Origin of the sequence: Streptomyces sp. MS06, assembly GCF_047200655.1 — a bacterium.
GTDB lineage: Bacteria > Actinomycetota > Actinomycetes > Streptomycetales > Streptomycetaceae > Streptomyces.
Genome location: NZ_JBJZOJ010000001.1, coordinates 138,639 through 155,362, shown reverse-complemented (window position 1 = coordinate 155,362; position 16,724 = coordinate 138,639). Strand labels below are relative to the sequence as shown.

Sequence of the window (16,724 nt, the reverse complement as noted above, 5' to 3'; positions counted from 1 at the left end):
CCCGCCGGGCGGACCGGCGCGCGGCGCCTCAGCCCCGGAGCTGCTCGTAGGCGGGCAGGGTGAGGAAGTCGGCGTAGTCCTCGTCCAGCGCCACCTTCAGCAGAAGGTCGTGGGCCCGCTTCCAGTCGCCGCCGGCGAAGGCCTCCTCGCCGATCTCCGCGCGGATGTTCTCCAGCTCCTCGGCGGCGACCGCGCGGGCCAGTTCGGCGGTGACCCGCTCGCCGTTGTCGAGGACGACGCCGGCGTTGATCCACTGCCAGATCTGGGAGCGGGAGATCTCGGCCGTGGCGGCGTCCTCCATCAGGTTGAAGATGGCCACCGCGCCGAGGCCGCGCAGCCAGGCCTCGATGTAGCGGATACCGACCTGCACCGCGTTGACCAGGCCCGCGTACGTCGGCTTGGCGTCGAGCGAGTCGACGGCGATCAGGTCGGCCGCCCTGACGTCGACGTCCTCGCGCAGCCGGTCCTTCTGGTTCGGCCGGTCGCCGAGCACCTTGTCGAAGGACTCCATGGCGATCGGCACCAGGTCGGGGTGGGCCACCCAGGAGCCGTCGAAGCCGTCGCCCGCCTCGCGGTCCTTGTCGGCGCGGACCTTCTCGAAGGCGACCCTGTTGACCTCGGCGTCCCTGCGGGAGGGGATGAAGGCGGCCATCCCGCCGATGGCGTGCGCACCCCGCTTGTGGCAGGTGCGGACGAGGAGTTCGGTGTACGCCCGCATGAACGGGGCGGTCATCGTGACCGCGTTGCGGTCCGGCAGCACGAACCGCTCGCCGCCGTCGCGGAAGTTCTTCACGATGGAGAACAGGTAGTCCCAGCGGCCCGCGTTCAGCCCCGAGGCGTGGTCGCGCAGCTCGTAGAGGATCTCCTCCATCTCGTACGCGGCCGTGATCGTCTCGATCAGGACGGTGGCGCGCACGCTCCCCTGGGGGATGCCGAGGTGGTCCTGGGCGAAGACGAACACGTCGTTCCAGAGCCGGGCCTCCAGGTACGACTCGGTCTTCGGCAGGTAGAAGTACGGGCCCTTGCCGAGGTCGAGCAGGCGCCGGGCGTTGTGGAAGAAGTAGAGGCCGAAGTCGACGAAGGCGCCGGGCACCGGCTCGCCGTCGACCAGCAGGTGACGCTCGTCCAGGTGCCAGCCGCGCGGGCGCATCACGACGGTGGCGAGTTCCCCGTCGGGTCGCAGCGCGTAGGACTTGCCCGTGCGCTCGTCCGTGAAGTCGATGTTCCGGGTGTAGGCGTCGATCAGGTTGAGCTGACCGAGGACGACGTTCTCCCAGGTCGGCGCGGAGGCGTCCTCGAAGTCCGCGAGCCAGACCCGGGCGCCCGAGTTCAGGGCGTTGATGGTCATCTTGCGGTCGGTGGGGCCGGTGATCTCGACGCGCCGGTCGTCGAGTGCCGCGGGGGCCGGGGCGACGCGCCAGGAGTCGTCGGCGCGGACGGCGGCGGTCTCCGGGAGGAAGTCGAGGGTGCAGGTGCGGGCGATCTCGGCGCGGCGCTCGGCCCGGCGGGCGAGGAGTTCGGCCCGACGCGGCGTGAACCGCCGGTGCAGCTCCGCCACGAAGGCGAGCGCCGCGTCGGTGAGGACCTCTTCCTGCCGGGGCAGGGGCTCGGCGTCGACGATGGCCAGCGGGGACGGCGCTGGTGCGGACATGAACTGTCACTTCCTTCAGCGGTGGCACCGGGTGCCTAGAGGTGCAATCAGGGCATTCACACCGCGATCGCCGTCCCCGGCTCGGCTGCGGTCGCGAGAGGGGAGGTCGGGTGCTTCTGGTCAGTGGATACTAGTTTCCTTATCGTGGAACTTCAATGGTTTGTTGATGTCGAGATTCTCCGGGTCGAGGCAAGGTGGCGCCCCGTGCCACCCCGTTCACCGAAGGTGCACGAGGTCGCCGGGAGTGTCGATGTCGTAGGGCAGTGCCACGTCCCCGCACTCCACCAGGGTGACCTCCTCCCGGCGCGCGGCCAGGTAGGCGCGCGCCCCCCGGTCGCCGGTCGCACTCGCCGCGATGCCGGCCCAGTGGTCCGCGCCGAACAGGACCGGGTGCCCGCGGACGCCGTCGTAGGCGGCCGAGACCAGCGAGGACCCGTCCTCGCAGGCGCCCCGTACCCGTGCCACCGCCGCCGGTCCGATGCCCGGCTGGTCGACCAGCAGCACCAGCGCGGCAACCGCCCCGGTCCCGGCGAGCGAGTCCAGACCGGCGCGCAGCGAGGAACCCATGCCCTGCTCCCACTCCGGGTTCTCCACCACCGTGCAGTCCTCCAGCCGCGCCCGCGCGCGGACTTCCGCGGCCCGCGCTCCCAGCACCACGTGGACGCGCCCGCAGCCGGCCGCCCGCAGAACCCCGACCGCGTGGTCCACCAGTGGCCGCCCCCGGTGCTCGAGCAGCGCCTTGGGGCGCCCGCCCAGCCGCCTCCCGCCGCCCGCGGCGAGCAGCAGGCCCGCGACCGCGACCCCCGGTGTGCCCGCGGTCGTCTCCGGTGTGGTCCGAGATGTCATCACGATTCCTGCATACCGCACCCGACCGGGTGGAGCCCGCGTGCCACATCGGGTTTCATGGGAGCCGTCCCGAACCGCGGACCAAGTGGGCGCAATGGAGCGTGAGTTGACTTCGGCTGGCAATTCGGCAGGAAAGACGGCGGGGAACGAGGACGTGTTCCGGCCGCTGGAGGCGGGAGACCCCGGGACGGTCGCCGGGTATCGGATCACCGCCCGGCTCGGCGCCGGCGGCATGGGCAAGGTCTACCTGTCGTACACGCCCGGCGGTCGCGCCGTGGCGGTGAAGGTGATCCGTCCGGAGTTCAGCGAGGACGCCGAGTTCCGCCGCCGCTTCAAACGGGAGGTCGACGCCGCGCAACGGGTCCAGGGCCTGTACACCGCGCCCGTCATCGACGCCGACCCCGACGGGCCCCGGCCCTGGCTGGCCACGGCGTACGTGCCCGGCCCGTCCCTGGCCGACACGGTCGCCGCGCACGGCCCGCTGCCGGTGCCGACGGTGCTGCTGCTGGTCGCCGGTATCGCTGAGGCGCTGCACGTCATCCACGGCGCGGGCATCGTGCACCGCGACCTGAAGCCGTCGAACGTGCTGCTCGCCTCCGACGGCCCCCGCGTCATCGACTTCGGTATCGCCCGCGCGGCCGACGCGACATCCCTCACCGGCAGCGGGATCACCATCGGCACCCCGTCCTTCATGGCGCCCGAACAGGCCGCCGGGCGGGAGGTCACCCCCGCGACCGACCTCTTCGCCCTCGGCCAGGTGGCCGCGTACGCGGCCCTGGGCACGCCCGCCTTCGGGGAGGGCACCGGGCACGGGGTGCTGTACCGCATCGTCCACGAGGAGCCGGAGCTGGACGAGGTGCCCGAGCGGGTACGCGAGCTCGTCACCCGGTGCCTGGCGAAGAACCCCGACGACCGGCCCTCCGTCGCCGAGGTCATCGCGCTCTGCCAGGAGGCCAACGCCGAGACCGTGCTACGCCGCCCGGAGGACTGGCTTCCCAGCGCCGTCGCCGCCGACATCACCGGCCGGGTGGCCGCTCCGGCGCCGCCCCAGTCCCCGCCGGCCGATCCCGGCCCCCGGACGGCCCCGCCCGCGGCCGGCGCCCCCCGGCCGGGCATCCCGCCGATGCCGCCGGCCGCGCCCGCCCCGCCGCACCCGCAGGGAGCGACCCCGCCGCCCGGACCCGCCCCCGCCCCATCTGCGGCGCACCCGTCCCCGACGGCCCCGGGACCGACCGCGCCCGCCGCACCGCCCCCGGCGGCCTACGAGCCTCCCGCGGCAGCCGCGGCGTCCGGCGCCGGGCCCGCCTCGGCTCCGGCCGGCCCGGTCGGTCCTGCCGCCGGCGGGCCCGCGCCGGCGGGCTACGTCCCCACCGAGGTCTCCGCTCCGGCCACCCCGCCGCCCGGTTTCGGCCCCGCAGCCGCACCGTGGCCCGGCGGCCCGTCACCCCAGGGCCCGGCCACCGCCGCCCTGCCCGCACCGCCGGCACCGCCGCCTGCTCGCCGCGGGAGGCGACTCGCCGTGGCCGCCCTGGTCGGCGTCCTGGTCTTCGCGGCGGCCGGCGCGGGCACGGCCTACGTGCTGACCCGCGGCGAGCAGCAGGATCAGGGCGCCCAGGCCGCCCAGGGCGGCGGCAGCACCACGAGCCCGGCCGGTCGGGAGACCGCGTCCGCTGCCGCTCCCGCCAGCAGCGATGCCGGCAGCGATGCGGGCGGTGCTGCCGGCGGCGACGCGGGCAGCGGGGTCGGGGGCGTTGCCGCCACCTCGGCTCCCTCCCCGACCGCAACCAGCACGGTCCCCGGCGATGCGCCGCCGGACGTGGCGAAGTCGGGGATCGACCTGGTCGACGCCTACCACCTGACGTTCGGTGACGATGCGCTCAAACCGGTCAGGGACGAGTCGGAGGGCGACATCGCCTACAGCTGGAACAGCGGGAGTCTCTCGACGGACGGCCGCCTCATCCTGCTGAGCCGCTCGCAGCAGGGCACGTTGGACACCTGCCGCACGGAGACCCGCTACGCCGGATCCGTGAGTACCGACGCTCTCGCCAAGGGCCAGCAGATCTGCGTCCTCACCGATACCGGAGACATCGGCCTGATCACCTTCCAGGGTCTGTCCCCCGACTCCGATCCGAGCCGCTACGCCACCCTCGACGTGGAGGTGTGGCGGGGGGCGCTGTGAGGCACGCGCTGTGACAAACCGATGACGCAGCGGACTGGCGCCGAGCGGGTGACGTGGCGTTAACTGGTCGGTCTCACAGGCGGGTCGGGCTCCGCCGCCGGGTGTGCGGGGCCCTCGCCGAGCGGTCGGGGCCCCGTCAGGGGGGCGGGTCCCATGCCGGCCGATCGGGAGTCCGGGCGACGCCGGCGGCCGGCACCGGGGACGACGCGCAAGGAACGTGCGAAGGGGAGGACCGTGTTGCGGAGCATGGAGCAGAGGCGGGTGACCGGCCGCGACGAGGAACTTCGGGCCGCGGGGCTGCGTGCCGCCGTGTCCCGGCTGCGCCGGGAGCTGGCCGCGCACCCCGCGGAGTTCCCGGACCGGGGCGTCGCCGAGGAGGAACTGGCCGCGCTGGCCGCCATGTCCGCCGGGGGTGCCCCGGAGATACGGCGTCTGCGCCGCTCCCTGCTCCTGGTCGCGGGTGCCATCGGTTCGGTCAGTGCACTCGCCCCGGGCCTCGCGGAGGTCCGCGAGGCGGTGGACCTGTTCGGCCGCCCGCCGCTGCGCTGACCGCCCGCCCGGGGGCCCGCGCCGGGGTCCGCCGCGCGGTCCGGATGCGCGTCGCCCGCCCCGCCCGGGGGCCGGAGCTCCGTCCCCGGCGCGGCCTCGGGCCCGGGAGATGCCGGGCCGGGGGGATGGCAGGCCGTCCGGGGCCCGGGGGATGTCAGGCCGTCGAGGGGACGCGGCGTCGGGGGGATGTGGTGTCCGGGGGACGCCGCGTCCCCTCGGGGGATGTCAGGCCGTCCCGTTGCCGCCCGAGCTGGCCAGTGCCTCGGAGAGGTCGCGGGCCACCTGCTGGAGGATCGGCACGATCCGCTCGGTCGCCGCCTCCGTGACCCGGCCCGCCGGACCGGAGATCGAGATGGCGGCCGTCGTGGGGGAGTCGGGCACGGAGACCGCCAGGCAGCGCACACCGATCTCCTGCTCGTTGTCGTCCACCGCGTAGCCGGTCCGGCGCACGTCCTCCAGCGCCGCCAGGAAGCCCTCCGGGGTGGTGAGCGTCCTCTCGGTCGCGGCGGGCATTCCGGTGCGGGCGAGCAGCGCGCGGACCTCCTCGGCCGGGAAGTCGGCGAGGAGGGCCTTGCCGACGCCCGTGGAGTGCGGCAGGACGCGTCGGCCCACCTCGGTGAACATCCGCATCGAGTGCTTCGACGGCACCTGCGCCACGTACACGATCTCGTCACCGTCGAGGAGTGCCATGTTGGCGGTTTCGCCGGTCTCCTCGACCAGGCGGGCGAGGTAGGGGCGTGCCCAGGTGCCCAGCAGGCGGGCGGCCGACTCGCCGAGCCGGATCAGGCGCGGGCCGAGCGCGTAGCGGCGGTTGGGCTGCTGGCGTACGTATCCGCAGGCCACCAGGGTGCGCATCAACCGGTGGATGGTGGGCAGCGGCAGTCCGCTGCTCGCGGACAGCTCGCTCAGGCCGACCTCGCCACCCGCGTCCGCCATCCGCTCCAGCAGGTCGAAGGCGCGCTCCAGGGACTGGACCCCGCCGGCGGCGGGTTTGGCGGAGTCGGTGGTGCTGGCGCTGGACGTCGGCACGGCGCGTTCCTTTCGGGGCTGGCGGAGAGGACGAAAGCCTACCCGGCGGTCGGTTGACGCCCCGCTCGTGCATAGCTACGTTCTGCTTGTCGGAATTCTAATTCCACTTTGTGGAAACGTCCAGAACGGGCGCGCCGGGTGTGCCGCCGGCGGGTGGACCCTTGACGGCGGGGGGTCCGGAGTGAAGACTCGCGAACAGAGCTTCAACAGATCGTTGAAATCCGTTACCCGGAGGTAACGCGCAAGGAGATCGGAGAGGGGTCCGGGTGTCCGACGCTGAACTGGTGCTGCGCTCTCGGCGCGTCATTACCCCCCAGGGGGTGCGCGCCGCGGCCGTCGTCGTGGGTGACGGGAGGGTCGCGGCCGTACTGCCGCACGATGCCGAGATCCCGGCCGGCGCCCGCCTGGAGGACCTCGGCGACGACGTGCTGCTACCGGGCCTGGTCGACACTCATGTGCACGTCAACGACCCGGGCCGCACCGAGTGGGAGGGCTTCTGGACCGCGACCCGGGCGGCGGCGGCCGGCGGCATCACGACCCTGGTGGACATGCCGCTCAACTCCCTCCCGCCCACCACCACCGTCGACCACCTGCGGACCAAGCAGCGGGTCGCCGCCGACAAGGCGCATGTGGACGTCGGCTTCTGGGGCGGCGCGCTCCCCGACAACGTCAAGGACCTGCGACCGCTGCACGAGGCCGGCGTCTTCGGCTTCAAGGCCTTCCTGTCGCCGTCCGGCGTGGACGAGTTCCCGCCTCTCGACCAGGAGCAGCTCGCCCGCTCGCTGGCGGAGATCGCCGGCTTCGGCGGCCTGCTCATCGCGCACGCCGAGGATCCGCACCACCTCGCCGCCGCCCCGCAGCGCGGCGGCCCCCGGTACTCCGACTTCCTCGCCAGCAGGCCGCGCGACGCCGAGGACACCGCCATCGCCGCCCTGATCGCCCAGGCCGAGCGGCTCGGTGCGCGTGTGCACGTGCTGCACCTGTCCTCCGGCGACGCGCTGCCGCTGATCCGCGCCGCCCGGGCGGCGGGCGTGGCGGTCACCGTGGAGACCTGCCCCCACTACCTGACCCTGACCGCGGAGGAGGTCCCGGACGGCGCGAGCGAGTTCAAGTGCTGTCCGCCCATCCGCGAGTCCGCGAACCGGGACCTGCTGTGGCAGGCGCTGGCGGACGGCACCGTCGACTGCGTGGTCACCGACCACTCGCCGTCCACCGCCGACCTCAAGACGCCGGACTTCGCCACCGCCTGGGGCGGCATCTCCGGTCTCCAGCTCAGCCTGGCCGCGATGTGGACCGAGGCCCGCACGCGCGGCCACGGACTTCAGGACGTGGTCCGCTGGATGTCCTCGCGCACCGCCGAACTGGCCGGGCTGACGCAGAAAGGGGCCATCGAGGCGGGCCGCGACGCCGACTTCGCCGTCCTCGCACCCGAGGAGGCCTTCACCGTCGACCCGGCCGCCCTCCAGCACCGCAACCGCGTCACGGCATACGCCGGCAAGACCCTGCACGGCGTCGTGAAGTCCACCTGGCTCCGCGGCGAACGCATCTTCGCGGGAGGTGAGTTCACCGACCCGAGGGGCCGACTGCTGACGAGGCGGCCCTAGCCGGGGGTGTTTCGCCCGCGCACCGCCGCCCGGCACCGCGCCGGCAGCGGCCGACCGAAGAAAGGACCATCTGATCACCGTGACGGCGATTCCGAGTTTCACCGGCGACGCCCATCCCTACGGAGGCGGGGACCCGTACGCGGACTACCGCACCGCCGACTTCCCGTTCACCCACCACGCCGACCTCGCCGACCGCCGGCTCGGTGCCGGAGTCATCGCCGCCAACGACGAGTTCTTCGCCCAGCGCGAGAACCTGCTGCTGCCCGAACGCCCCGAGTTCGATCCCGAGCGCTTCGGCCACAAGGGCAAGATCATGGACGGTTGGGAGACCCGCCGCCGCCGCGGGGGCTCCGCCGACCGTCCCTGGCCGGACGCCGACGACCACGACTGGGCGCTGATCCGGCTCGGCGCGCCCGGTGTCGTCCGCGGCGTCGTCGTGGACACCGCTCACTTCCGCGGCAACCACCCGCAGGCCGTGTCGGTGGAAGCCGCTTCCGTCCCGGGCTCGCCGTCCCCCGAGGAACTGCTCGCCGAGGACGTCAAGTGGACCACCCTGGTTCCGCGCACGCCGGTCGGCGGGCACGCGGCCAACGGCTTCGCGGTGGACGTCGAGCAGCGCTTCACCCACCTGCGCCTCAACCAGTTCCCCGACGGGGGCGTCGCGCGGCTCCGCGTCCACGGAGAGGTCGCGCCCGACCCGGCGTGGCTGCAGGTGCTCGGCACCTTCGACGTCGTCGCCTTGGAGAACGGCGGCAGCGTGGAGGACGCCTCCGACCTGTTCTACTCGCCGGCCACCAACACCGTTCAGCCGGGCCGCTCCCGCAAGATGGACGACGGCTGGGAGACCCGCCGCCGCCGCGACCGGGGCAACGACTGGATCCGCTACCGGCTGGTGGGCCGGGCCGAGATCCGGGCGGTGGGGATCGACACCGCCTACCTCAAGGGCAACAGCGCCGGCTGGGCCTCGGTGTCGGTCCGGGACGGCGAGGACGGGGAGTGGCGCGAGATCCTGCCGCGTACCCGGCTGCAGCCCGACACCGACCACCGCTTCGTGCTCCCGGCCCCGGCCGTCGGCACGCACGCGCGGGTGGACATCTTCCCGGACGGGGGCATCTCCCGACTGCGCCTGTACGGCTCCCTGACGGAGGACGGCGCGGCCCGGCTGGCGGCGCGCCACCAGGAACTGGGCGGCTGAACCTCCCCCCGCTCCCGCGTGCCCCGCGCCCCGCTCCGCTCCCGCGCGCCCCGCCCCGGTGCGGCGCGGGGCGCGCCGCACCGGCGGTCTCGCACACCTCGTATCGGACAAAAGTGAAAGTTGCCGACATCTCCGGCAGGGTTGGAACTTCGCGCCGCCGCTTGCGCGTTATGCACCGTGTGACTCTTCAGCAAGAAATCGTCGGCAACGCCATGCAGATGGCGGTCGTGAACCTGCAACCCGGTCAGACCGTCTACTGCGAGGCGGGAAAGTTCCTGTTCAAGACCGCGAACGTGACCATGGAGACCCGCCTGTCCGGCCCGTCGAACAGCGGCGGTTCGCAGCAGGGCGGTGGGGGCGGCGGCATGGGCGGCATGCTGCGTCAGGCCATGGGGACGGCCATGCAGGTCGGCCAGCGGGCCCTGGCCGGTGAGTCGCTCGCCTTCCAGTACTTCACCTCGCAGGGCGGCGAGGGGACCGTCGGCTTCGCCGGAGTGCTTCCCGGCGAGATGCGCGCCCTGGAGCTGGACGGCAGTCGCGCCTGGTTCGCGGAGAAGGACGCCTTCGTGGCCGCCGAGTCCACGGTCGACTTCGGCATCGCCTTCCGCGGCGGGCGTACCGGCATGAGCGGCGGGGAGGGCTTCATCCTGGAGAAGTTCACCGGGCACGGCACGGTGGTCATCGCCGGCGCGGGCAACTTCATCGACCTCGACCCGTCCGACTTCGGCGGGCGCATCGAGGTCGACACCGGCTGCGTGGTCGCCTTCGAGGAGGGCATCCAGTACGGCGTCCAGCGCATCGGCGGCCTCAACCGGCAGGGCCTCATGAACGCGGTCTTCGGCGGTGAGGGCCTGTCCCTGGCCACGCTGGAGGGGCGCGGCCGGGTCATCCTGCAGTCCCTGACCATCGAGGGTCTCGCGAACGCCCTGAAGAAGGCGCAGGGCGGCGACAAACAGGGCCCGACCGGCGGGCTCTTCTCCACGCACGCCGGATGAGCCGGCGGAGTGCGCCCGGCGGAGACCGGGGCCCGTGCGCCGCGGCCCGCCGTCCCCGGTCCGCCGGACGGGTGGGCCCGGCTCCACCGCGCGGAGCCGGGCCCACTGGTTATTGACTTCCCCGGAATTCAACAGACGTGCCGTGGAATCCACGGAATTGTCATTGGCATGCCAATCGTTATCCTGGCGGGCCCTCGCTCCGGGCCGCGGACCCGACTGCGGGGGCCCGCTGCAGCGCGGACTCGGGTGCACTGCACAATGATCGGGAAGCCTCCGCCGGCGACCAACGATCCGGAGGCTTCCGCAGGAGAACGGGGAACGAGGGGGGAACGGCGTGCGACGCCGATGGGTGAAGGTCCTCACGATCACAGTGGTGGTGCTCGCCGTGCTGTTCGCGGCGGCGGACCGCCTCGCGGTGCACTACGCGAACAGGGAGGCCGCGCATCTCGCGGCGCAGAAGTACGGGTACGGCAGCGGCACCGACGCCAACCTGAGCGTGTCCGTCACCGGCTTCCCGTTCGTCACCCAGCTTCTCGGCCGCCACTTCGGCCATGTCGAGCTGGACGCCGACCACCTCACGGTGAGCAATGAGACGAACCGCTCCGGCGGCTACCTCGACCTCACCGGCCTGCACATCGACCTGTACGACGTGCGGGCGCCGTCCTTCACCGCGCGCTCCGCGGAGGCGAACCGCGCCTCCGGTTCCCTCACCCTCCCCTACGACAGCCTGGCCGCCGTCATCGGGCGCCTCGCGAACGGGCAGTTCACCGTCGCGCCGGCCGGTGGCGACAAGGTCACCGTGTCGGGCGACCTGGTCGACTTCCAGACCGGCGCGAAGACGCCCGTCCACACCACCGCGCAGCTCCAGCTCGCCGGCGACGAGTTCGGGATCGACATCCCGGGGGTGAAGCGCGGCAGCGCGATGTGGCGCATCCCGCTGCCCGACGGTGTCGGCGTCACCGCCGTGCACGCGGGCGACGACGGTGTGCGGATGGACCTGGTCGGCCACCAGGTCGTCCTGGGCAGCCGGTTCGCCCGCTGACCGCCCGGACGCCCCCGTCGTGCCCCGTCCCGGGACCGGGTGGTCGAGACCCCGTGTTTCGGGCACTTCACCGGCGGCTCGCGCGTTCAACGCGTGTACGGGGTCCTACGGGGAGGGGAGACCGGGGTGGCGGACGAGATCGTCGACCTGGGGGAGTACGGCAGCGCGTTCCGCGACGACCCGCACCGGGTGTACGCACGACTGAGGGAGCGCGGCCCGGTCCACCGGGTGCGGCTGCCGGAACCCGAGGCGCACCACGTGACCTGGCTCGTCGTGGGATACGAGGAGGCGCGCGCGGCGCTCGCCGACCCCCGGCTCGCCAAGGACGGCAGCAGGATCGGCGTGATCTTCCTCGACAGGGAGCTGATCGGCACCAACCTGCTGACCGCCGACCCGCCCCAGCACACCCGCCTGCGCGCACTCGTGTCGCGCGCCTTCACGGTGCGCCGGGTGGAACGGCTGCGGCCACGCGTCCAGCAGATCACCGACGAGCTGCTGGACGCGATGCTGCCGCTCGGCCGCGCCGACCTGGTGGATGCCTTCGCCTACCCGCTGCCGATCACCGTCATCTGCGAGCTGCTCGGCGTCCCCGAGCTGGACCGCGCCGAGTTCCGCAAGCTGTCCAACGAGACCGTCGCGCCCGCCGGCGCGGAGAGCGAGCACGCCGCCTTCGTCGGGCTCGCCGAGTTCCTCGGTGAGCTGATCGAGCGCAAGCGGCGTGCCGGCCCCAGCGACGACCTGCTCAGCGACCTGATCCGCACCACCGCGGACGACGGCGACCGGCTGTCGGCGCAGGAGCTGCTGGGCATGGCCTTCCTCCTCCTGGTCGCCGGCCACGAGACCACCGTCAACCTCATCACCAGCGGCGTCCACACCCTGCTGGGCCACCCCGACCGCCTCGCCGAGCTGCGAGCCGAGCCGGACCTGCTCGACGGCGCGGTGGAGGAGATGCTGCGGTACGAGGGCCCGGTGGAGAACGCCACCTTCCGGTTCGCCGCGGAGCCGCTGGAGATCGGCGGGACGCGCATCGGCCGGGGGGACTCGGTGACGATCGGGCTCACCGCCGCCGGCCGCGACGCCGACCGCTTCCCCGATCCCGACCGCTTCGACATGCGCCGTGACGACCGCGGCCACCTCGCCTTCGGCCACGGTATCCACTACTGCCTCGGCGCCCCTCTCGCCCGCCTCGAGGCGCGCACCGCGATACGCACCCTCCTGGACCGGGCACCCGGACTCGCCCCGGACGGTCCTGCCGGGGAGTGGCTGCCGGGCACGCTGATACGCGGCGTGCGCAGCCTGCCGGTGCGCTGGTAGCCCGCCGCCACGGTCCGCCGCATCCCGGCACCCTGACCGGGTGCGTCACCCGGGCACGACCTCACCCGGGCACCGCATCGCCAGGCCCTGGCACGGAGTCGCCCGGGCCCGTCGGCACCCGGCCGCCCGGGGCCGGCCGCGGGCCTGGGCGGGGCCGCGCACCGGTGGGGGCCGAGCCCGGCGGGCGGTGGTCCCGGCGGGGGCGCCGGACGGGTCCGCGGCCGGCGTCAGTCCCCGGCCCGGACCGGGATCTCCGCCAGCCGCACCGGCCTGCGCTCCCGCCGCGAGACCTCGCAGGCCTCCGCGATCCGCAGCGCCTGCAGCGCCTCCCGGCCGTCGCAGGGGTTGGCCCGCTCACCCAGCACCACCTCCACGAACGCCGCCAGCTCCGCCTCGTAGGCGGGCGCGAAACGCTCCAGGAAACCTGGCCAGGGCTTGTCGGTGGCCGGCGGCCCGGTCGGCTCGGTCGAGGCGATCGGGGTGCGGTCGTCCAGCCCGACGACGATCTGGTCCCTCTCTCCGGCGAGCTCCATGCGCACGTCGTAGCCGGCGCCGTTAAGCCGGGTCGCCGTAGCGGTGGCGAGCGTGCCGTCGTCCAGCGTGAGGACGGCCGCGGCCGTGTCGACGTCCCCCGCCTCCCGGAACACCCCGGGACCGGCATCCGAGCCGGCCGCGTACACATCGGCCACCTCGCGGCCGGTCACCCAGCGCAGGACGTCGAAATCGTGGACCAGGGTGTCCCGGAACAGCCCGCCCGACGCGGCGAGCCACGAGGCCTCCGGCACCGCGTGGTCGGAGGTCACCGCCCGCACGGTGTGCAGCCTGCCGAGCCGGCCGGAACGCACCGCCTCCCGGGCACCCGCGTGGCCCGCGTCGAAGCGGCGCTGGAAGCCCATCTGCAGCACGGTTCCGGCCGCCTCCACCTCGGCGATCGCCTGGAGCGTGCCCGGCAGGTCCAGGGCGACGGGCTTCTCGCAGAACACCGGCAGGCCGGACCGGGCCGCCCGGCCGATCAGCTCCGCGTGGGCCTGCGTCGCCGTAGTGATCACCACCGCGTCGACACCCCAGGTGAAGATCTCGTCGACTCCCGGAGCGGCCGTCTCGCCCAGCCTCAGCGCCAGGGCCTGGGCCCGCGCCGGCTCGGCGTCCGTGAGGATCAGGGAGCCGACCTCGCGATGGCGGCTCAGCGTGTTCGCGTGGACGGTGCCGAGCCGGCCCGTCCCGATGACCCCGATGCGCATGGATCAAAAGTGCGGCGCGCCCCGGCACGCTGTCAATGAGTTTGTCCGGACAACCTGACGGCACAACTTCCCGTCAACAGCGCACGGGGCTACGCTCGGGCCGTGCCCAAACCAGGAACGGACCCGACCGTGCGGCTCGACCTCGGGGTGGACAGAAGCTCCCCGGTCCCCCTGTACTTCCAGCTGTCCCAGCAGTTGGAGGCGGCTATCGAGCGCGGCGAGCTGACCCCGGGCAGCCTGCTCGGCAATGAGATCGAGCTCGCCGCACGCCTCGGTCTGTCCCGCCCGACCGTCCGCCAGGCCATCCAGTCCCTGGTCGACAAGGGCCTCCTGGTGCGCCGCCGGGGCGTCGGCACCCAGGTCGTGCACAGCAGGGTCGAGCGGCCGCTGGAGCTCAGCAGCCTCTACGACGACCTGGAGGCGGCCGGCCGGCAGCCGGCCACCAGGGTCCTGGTCAACACGGTGGTGCCGGCGTCCGCCGAGGTCGCGGCGGCGCTCGGGGTGTCCGAAGGCGGTGACGTGCACCGCGTGGAACGGCTCCGACTGGCGCACGGGGAGCCGATGGCGTACCTCTGCAACCACCTGCCGCCCGGCCTGCTGGACCTGGACACCGCACGGCTGGAGGGCACCGGCCTGTACCGCCTGCTGCGCTCCGCCGGCATCACCCTGCACAGCGCGCGCCAGTCCATCGGTGCCCGTGCCGCCACCGCCGCCGAGGCCGAGCGGCTCGGGGAGGACGCGGGCGCCCCGCTGCTCACCATGCGGCGCACGACGTTCGACGACACCGGCCGGGCGGTCGAGTTCGCCGACCACACCTACCGGCCCGGCCGCTACTCCTTCGAGTTCCAGCTCCTCGTGCGCCCCTGAGTTCCCGGGCGGCCCCGAGCACCTCGACCACCCCGCCCGCACCGGCCACCGGTCTGCCGTGCGTTCATGTCCTGATGACCGGACAACATGTCCTCCGGAACGGAGCCCGGCCCGGCGTGGCCCCGAACCGCCCGCGGCGGCGGGTGAACGCGGCCCCGGCGTGGCACTCCTCACCTGCGACCCGCCACCCGCACCACGGAGGCTCGCGGCGGAAGCGGTTCGCCCCGCCGAGGCGGGGCGCGACGGCGGGCCCGCCTCCCGCACGCCTCCGTCCCGCACGCCTCCGTACCGCGGCACGAGTTGCCCCCGCAGCCGCCCGGGGGCTCCGACCTGGGCGCCCTGCGCCACGCCCCGCGGCTGCTCGCGCGCCACCGCCGGCGACGGCCCCCGCGCCGTGCCGCCCCACCCCGCACCGGCCCGCACGGTGAGGCACAATCGGGGCCGATGAGCACCTACCGCGACCTCACCGCCCCCATCGGCTCCCGCCGGGCTCCGGCCCTGAGAACCGTCGGCACCCGGGAGCGCCGCTCCCATCTGACGGCGCCCCGGGTGCCGACGGTGGGCATCGACATCGGCGGTACGAAAGTCATGGCGGGCGTCGTCGACGCCGACGGCAACATCCTGGAGAAGCTGCGCGCCGAGACCCCGGACAAGTCCAAGAGCCCCCAGGTGGTGGAGGACACCATCGTCGAACTGGTGCTGGACCTGTCCGACCGGCACGACGTGCACGCGGTCGGGATCGGCGCGGCCGGCTGGGTGGACGCCGACCGCAACCGGGTCCTGTTCGCGCCGCACCTGTCCTGGCGCAACGAGCCGCTGCGCGACCGCCTCTCCGGACGGCTCGCCGTTCCCGTCCTGGTCGACAACGACGCCAACGCCGCCGCCTGGGCCGAGTGGCGGTTCGGCGCCGGACGCGGCGAGGACCACCTCGTCATGATCACCCTCGGCACCGGTATCGGCGGGGCCATCCTGGAGGACGGCCAGGTGAAGCGGGGCAAGTACGGCGTGGCGGGCGAGTTCGGCCATATGCAGGTCGTGCCCGGCGGCCACCGCTGCCCCTGCGGCAACCGCGGCTGCTGGGAGCAGTACAGCTCCGGCAACGCCCTGGTCCGAGAGGCCCGGGAACTGGCCGCGGCGGACTCCCCGGTGGCGTACGGGATCATCGAGCACGTGAACGGCAACATCGGGGACATCACCGGCCCGGTGATCACCGAGCTGGCCCGCCAGGGCGACGCCATGTGCGTGGAACTGCTGCAGGACATCGGCCAGTGGCTCGGTGTCGGCATCGCCAACCTGGCCGCCGCCCTCGACCCGTCCTGCTTCGTCATCGGCGGCGGCGTGTCGGCGGCCGACGACCTGCTGATCGGCCCCGCACGGGACGCGTTCAAACGCCACCTCACCGGACGCGGCTACCGCCCCGAGGCCCGTCTGGTGCGTGCCCAGCTCGGCCCCGAGGCCGGCATGGTCGGCGCCGCGGACCTGGCCCGCCTGGTGGCCCGACGGTTCCGGCGCGCCAAGCGGCGCCGCGTCGAGCGCAACGAACGCTACGAACGGTACGTCCAGGCCCGCCGCGCCACCCGGGACACCGTGTGACCGCCTCGCTGCCGCACCGCACCGCGGCCCCCGCCGAGCCGCGCCCCGAGGACCGCGGCCACCGCATCCGGCGCAGGGCGCTCACCCTGCTCATCATCGTGCTGCTCATCGGCGTCCCCGCCGGCTACCTGATGATCTCCGCCGACCAGAGCCGCGACGCCGGCAAGGACAAGGCGGACAAGTACTCCGCGACCGGCCTGACCACCGGGTGGCCGTCGAGGGTGCAGCGCCGCCTCTACGAGGTCCCGGTCCCCTCGCCGGCCTGGAAGGTCGCCCACTACGAGACCAACAACTGGAAGACCAGCCGCCTCTACACCCAGTTCGAGGCCCGCAGCGCCGGACTGGACGCCTTCCTGGAGGCCATGGGCACCGACCGGACGCACCTGAGGCAGGGCGCCCTGCCCATCAGCGGCCGCGACCGGACCGTGACCGGGTGGGACTTCACCGGACCCGGGCCCTGGTGGGGCCTGGTGCACACGCAGAAGGACCCCGCCCCCACCCAGGACGTCGTGGTGAACATGTCCGACCCGGACTACCCGATGGTGTACGTCGTCTCCCGCACCGTCCCCTGACACCGCCGGGCGGCCGCCTCCCGCGGTCCTCCCGGGCCGGTTGTCAG

Annotated in this window: 14 protein-coding genes; 10 read left to right on the top strand and 4 right to left on the bottom strand. The window is 73.7% G+C overall.

All coding sequences use genetic code 11. From position 1 onward, the window contains the following. Nucleotides 1–28: 28 nt before the first annotated feature. Nucleotides 29–1,651: a malate synthase A gene (gene aceB / locus ACL02U_RS00625; protein WP_412788552.1), complete on the bottom strand. Its 1,623-nt coding sequence runs from the start codon at nucleotides 1,649–1,651 to the stop codon at nucleotides 29–31. A 216-nt stretch (nucleotides 1,652–1,867) separates the two neighbouring features. Further along, the gene (locus ACL02U_RS00620) at nucleotides 1,868–2,497 is read right to left on the bottom strand and encodes a nucleotidyltransferase family protein (RefSeq protein WP_412788551.1); all 630 of its coding nucleotides are present in this window, start codon (nucleotides 2,495–2,497) and stop codon (nucleotides 1,868–1,870) included. Nucleotides 2,498–2,603: 106 nt separating this feature from the next. Between ACL02U_RS00620 and ACL02U_RS00615 the strand changes: the two genes are divergently transcribed. Beyond that, complete coding sequence (locus ACL02U_RS00615; RefSeq protein WP_412788550.1) at nucleotides 2,604–4,676, top strand: serine/threonine-protein kinase; 2,073 nt, start codon at nucleotides 2,604–2,606, stop codon at nucleotides 4,674–4,676. A gap of 246 nt (nucleotides 4,677–4,922) precedes the next feature. Next, nucleotides 4,923–5,225, top strand: a complete 303-nt coding sequence (locus tag ACL02U_RS00610; RefSeq protein ID WP_412788549.1) for a DUF5955 family protein — start codon at nucleotides 4,923–4,925, stop codon at nucleotides 5,223–5,225. Between the two features lie 225 nt (nucleotides 5,226–5,450). Here the strand turns inward: ACL02U_RS00610 and ACL02U_RS00605 are convergent, their stop codons facing one another. Further along, nucleotides 5,451–6,254: an IclR family transcriptional regulator gene (locus ACL02U_RS00605; protein ID WP_412788548.1), complete on the bottom strand. Its 804-nt coding sequence runs from the start codon at nucleotides 6,252–6,254 to the stop codon at nucleotides 5,451–5,453. A gap of 266 nt (nucleotides 6,255–6,520) precedes the next feature. Here ACL02U_RS00605 and allB point away from each other — a divergent pair, with 266 nt between their 5' ends. The 5 genes from allB to ACL02U_RS00580 all read left to right on the top strand — a co-directional run bounded on the left by allB (nucleotide 6,521) and on the right by ACL02U_RS00580 (nucleotide 12,404). Continuing rightward, on the top strand, nucleotides 6,521–7,858 hold the full coding sequence (allB, locus tag ACL02U_RS00600) for an allantoinase AllB (RefSeq protein WP_412788547.1): 1,338 nt from the start codon (nucleotides 6,521–6,523) through the stop codon (nucleotides 7,856–7,858). Between the two features lie 79 nt (nucleotides 7,859–7,937). Next, nucleotides 7,938–9,053 carry an allantoicase gene (gene alc / locus ACL02U_RS00595; protein ID WP_412788546.1) on the top strand — a complete coding sequence of 372 codons (1,116 nt, stop codon included), beginning with the start codon at nucleotides 7,938–7,940 and terminating at the stop codon, nucleotides 9,051–9,053. A 179-nt stretch (nucleotides 9,054–9,232) separates the two neighbouring features. Next, nucleotides 9,233–10,048, top strand: coding sequence for an AIM24 family protein (locus ACL02U_RS00590; protein WP_412788545.1), 816 nt, complete (start codon nucleotides 9,233–9,235; stop codon nucleotides 10,046–10,048). 334 nt (nucleotides 10,049–10,382) lie between these two features. Beyond that, nucleotides 10,383–11,090, top strand: a complete 708-nt coding sequence (locus ACL02U_RS00585; RefSeq protein WP_412788544.1) for a DUF2993 domain-containing protein — start codon at nucleotides 10,383–10,385, stop codon at nucleotides 11,088–11,090. Nucleotides 11,091–11,216: 126 nt separating this feature from the next. Beyond that, nucleotides 11,217–12,404 carry a cytochrome P450 family protein gene (locus ACL02U_RS00580; protein WP_412788543.1) on the top strand — a complete coding sequence of 396 codons (1,188 nt, stop codon included), beginning with the start codon at nucleotides 11,217–11,219 and terminating at the stop codon, nucleotides 12,402–12,404. Nucleotides 12,405–12,631: 227 nt separating this feature from the next. Here ACL02U_RS00580 and ACL02U_RS00575 read toward each other — a convergent pair whose 3' ends face one another. After that, entirely contained in the window at nucleotides 12,632–13,645 is a 1,014-nt protein-coding gene (locus ACL02U_RS00575; RefSeq protein ID WP_412788542.1) for a Gfo/Idh/MocA family oxidoreductase, read from the bottom strand. 129 nt (nucleotides 13,646–13,774) lie between these two features. Between ACL02U_RS00575 and ACL02U_RS00570 the strand changes: the two genes are divergently transcribed. The 3 genes from ACL02U_RS00570 to ACL02U_RS00560 all read left to right on the top strand — a co-directional run bounded on the left by ACL02U_RS00570 (nucleotide 13,775) and on the right by ACL02U_RS00560 (nucleotide 16,677). Beyond that, nucleotides 13,775–14,512, top strand: coding sequence for a GntR family transcriptional regulator (locus ACL02U_RS00570; RefSeq protein WP_412788636.1), 738 nt, complete (start codon nucleotides 13,775–13,777; stop codon nucleotides 14,510–14,512). 444 nt (nucleotides 14,513–14,956) lie between these two features. Beyond that, nucleotides 14,957–16,105 carry an ROK family glucokinase gene (locus ACL02U_RS00565; protein WP_412788541.1) on the top strand — a complete coding sequence of 383 codons (1,149 nt, stop codon included), beginning with the start codon at nucleotides 14,957–14,959 and terminating at the stop codon, nucleotides 16,103–16,105. Next, nucleotides 16,102–16,677, top strand: a complete 576-nt coding sequence (locus ACL02U_RS00560) for a sugar kinase (protein WP_412788540.1) — start codon at nucleotides 16,102–16,104, stop codon at nucleotides 16,675–16,677. Before ACL02U_RS00565 ends, ACL02U_RS00560 begins: the two co-directional genes overlap by 4 nt. Nucleotides 16,678–16,724 lie beyond the last annotated feature (47 nt).

What these genes read in the sequence shown, in the direction of transcription:
- ACL02U_RS00610 (WP_412788549.1), top strand. Translation starts at nt 4,923, where the DNA reads ATGGAGCAGAGGCGGGTGACCGGCCGCGACGAGGAACTTCGGGCCGCG.
- aceB (WP_412788552.1), bottom strand. Translation starts at nt 1,651, where the DNA reads ATGTCCGCACCAGCGCCGTCCCCGCTGGCCATCGTCGACGCCGAGCCC.
- ACL02U_RS00575 (WP_412788542.1), bottom strand. Translation starts at nt 13,645, where the DNA reads ATGCGCATCGGGGTCATCGGGACGGGCCGGCTCGGCACCGTCCACGCG.
- ACL02U_RS00565 (WP_412788541.1), top strand. Translation starts at nt 14,957, where the DNA reads ATGAGCACCTACCGCGACCTCACCGCCCCCATCGGCTCCCGCCGGGCT.
- ACL02U_RS00620 (WP_412788551.1), bottom strand. Translation starts at nt 2,497, where the DNA reads ATGACATCTCGGACCACACCGGAGACGACCGCGGGCACACCGGGGGTC.